Origin of the sequence: Bacillus sp. C30 (assembly GCF_040838255.1) — a bacterium.
Taxonomy (GTDB): Bacteria; Bacillota; Bacilli; order Bacillales; family Bacillaceae_G; genus Bacillus_A; species Bacillus_A mycoides.
Window position 1 is genome coordinate 1 of record NZ_JBFPJH010000487.1, and the last position, 2,018, is coordinate 2,018.

The 2,018-nt window shown below is 36.2% G+C and carries 2 protein-coding genes; both read left to right on the plus strand.

The features are described from left to right. Nucleotides 1–84: 84 nt before the first annotated feature. Nucleotides 85–1,551 carry a protein adenylyltransferase SelO gene (locus tag AB3X49_RS22055; protein WP_367964745.1) on the plus strand — a complete coding sequence of 489 codons (1,467 nt, stop codon included), beginning with the start codon at nucleotides 85–87 and terminating at the stop codon, nucleotides 1,549–1,551. 277 nt (nucleotides 1,552–1,828) lie between these two features. Further along, on the plus strand, nucleotides 1,829–2,018 hold a 190-nt coding region (locus AB3X49_RS22060; RefSeq protein ID WP_483298793.1), incomplete at its 3' end, for a response regulator aspartate phosphatase.

Below are 2,018 nucleotides of genomic sequence, written 5' to 3' on the forward strand. Positions count from 1 at the left end.
ATAATAAATTATACTTTTAGTTAACTTTACAAAGAATACATACGTACAAATACATATTCAAAATACAAAAAAGGAGGAGAGAAAATGACTAAAAATAAGGAAGCTGGTTGGAATTTAGAACATAGTTATACGACTTTACCACAATCATTTTTCACCGAAATCCCCCCAACTCCTGTACACTCACCGGAGTTAATTAAACTAAATAATTCTTTAGCAATATCTCTTGGCTTTACTCCTGAGGAATTAAAAAAGGAAGCCGAATTTGCCATTTTAGCTGGTAACGCAATCCCAGAAGGAGCTCATCCACTAGCTCAGGCGTATGCTGGGCACCAATTTGGTCATTTCAACATGTTAGGAGATGGTCGTGCCCTTTTAATTGGAGAACAAATTACTCCTTCAGGCGAACGGTTTGATATTCAATTGAAAGGTTCCGGTCCAACTCCATATTCGCGCCGTGGTGATGGCCGCGCTGCACTCGGTCCGATGCTACGTGAGTATATTATTAGTGAAGCGATGTACGCGCTTGATATTCCAACTACTCGCAGTTTAGCAGTAGTCTCAACTGGCGAACTAATCTATCGCGAAACGAAGTTACCTGGAGCTATTTTAACTAGAGTTGCAAGCAGTCATATACGCGTTGGAACATTCCAATACGCCGCAGCTCGAGGCTCAATCGAAGATCTCAAAGCTTTAGCTGATTATACGATAAAAAGACATTATCCAGAGGTTGAATCTACTGAAAATCCATATGTCGCACTACTACAAGAAGTCATTAAGAGACAAGCAAGCCTTATCGCAAAATGGCAACTCGTCGGCTTCATTCACGGCGTAATGAACACTGACAATATAACGATTAGCGGTGAAACAATTGATTACGGTCCATGTGCCTTTATGGATAGTTATAACCAAGGAACAGTATTTAGCTTTATTGACACACAAGGCCGTTATTCATACGGAAATCAACCATATATGGCTGCATGGGATCTCGCACGTTTAGCTGAATCTTTAATACCGATACTACATGAAGATGAAGAAGAAGCACTAAAAATTGCACAAGATGAAATTTCAAAGTTCAGTGTGCAGTACGAAAACAATTGGTTCCTCGGAATGAAGAAGAAATTAGGACTATTTAGCAATGAAGAGCAAGATCAATCACTTATTGAGAAACTTTTAAAAGCAATGGAAAAATATAAAGCAGATTATACAAATACATTCCGTGCATTAACTGACAATATATTAGAAAATGCACCTTTATTTGAAAGTCCTGAATTTAAAGAATGGTACGAGCTATGGCAATCTCGGTTAGAAAGACAAAAAGAATCGCAAGATGATGCCTACAAGTTGATGAAAAATAACAACCCAATAATCATCCCTCGAAACTACAGAGTAGAAGAAGCACTAGAAGCAGCTGTTAAAAATGGAGACTATAGCGTAATGGAGAAACTTCTTCAAGCTTTAGCAAATCCTTATGAATATTCTCAAGAACAAGCGGATTACTGCACGCCTCCTGTGCCGTCGAATCGTCCTTATAGGACTTTTTGCGGGACGTGATTGTTTAATACTTTTTTAAAAGGTGTGTTCATACAAATTGTGTGAACGCACCTTTTTATACATTTCCCTTTCAAAAAAGCGGACTGAAGCACCCTTTAGCTATCCTTACTATATTCCACTCCTCCTTCCTTAAACTAAATATCAAAACTATCTTTATTCCAATTTGTTTAATAGTAAATCTACTAAACAAATATTGAGAAATATAAAACTCCATTTCTAAATATTGTTATTTTTGATAATATAATTTATAAGAATATTCAAAAAGTTAGGGGATTTTATGAACGTTCAACTACAAGGTAATGAACAAGTTACAAAACTATTTAATGATTGGTATAGAGCTATATTACAACATCAAACTGTCCATGCAACAAAACTAAAAAAAGAGATTGAGGATAGAATCTCTGGTTCAGAAGAAGATACAAACCTGCAATTATATTATTCACTTTTTAACTTTAGATATACTGTTC